This is a genomic window from Bartonella sp. AA74HLJMH (assembly GCF_042197045.1).
GTDB lineage: Bacteria > Pseudomonadota > Alphaproteobacteria > Rhizobiales > Rhizobiaceae > Bartonella.
Map to the genome: position 1 here is coordinate 1 of NZ_JBHIRJ010000137.1, position 709 is coordinate 709.

The window sequence follows — 709 nt, forward strand, 5'->3', positions numbered from 1 at the left end:
GAGAAATGGGATGAGAAGCGCAATATTGGCTTGGGAGCAGAGCATGATTGGTCCAGTCATGGTGCGGATGCCTTTGGCTTGATGTGTGTGGGTTATGAACAGCCGGTGCAGAAACAGAAGAGACCAGCTTATAGCGGTAGAGAAACTTATGAAAGCACGTCATGGATGGCAGAATGATGTATGATGAAGAGCATTTAGAGAAAGAAAGTAACGCATCAGATTTGTCGACAGAAGGCTTATTTCGCAAGCTTGTGAGCTGGTACAAAGAAGATGTTGAGCATGTGAACAAATGGCGCGAACATGCAAGAGAGGATTTTCGATTTTACAATGGTGATCAGTGGAATGAGGCTGATTTAGCGGCGTTAAAAGAGCAACGCCGCCCCGTTATGACGTTTAACCGTATTGCACCATTGGTTAATGCCGTTGTGGGTTCAGAGCGTAACAATAAACGAGAGGTGCAATTCATTCCCCGTCAAATAGGCAAGGCATTGCCAAGTGAATTGCTTACAGGAGCAGCGGAATGGTTTCGCGACATGGCACATGCTGAATATGCAGATAGTGATGCTTTCCAAGACGCTGTCATCTGCGGCATGGGGTGGACTGATACCCGCCTTGATTATGAAAACAGTCTTGATGGTGAACCGGTTATTACGCGTTTAGATCCTTTAAAAATGGTTTGGGATAGTGCAGCGGTGCAACCGAATTTAAC

The 709-nt window shown here is 46.0% G+C and carries 1 protein-coding gene and 1 pseudogene; both read left to right on the plus strand.

The window, feature by feature from the left end; all coding sequences use genetic code 11:
- A pseudogene (locus tag ACFINH_RS10195) lies at nucleotides 1–177 on the plus strand (PBSX family phage terminase large subunit); the annotation flags it as partial.
- The coding region (locus tag ACFINH_RS10200; RefSeq protein WP_375633059.1) for a portal protein at nucleotides 162–709 on the plus strand (548 nt) is incomplete at its 3' end. The pseudogene ACFINH_RS10195 and the gene ACFINH_RS10200, both read left to right, overlap by 16 nt.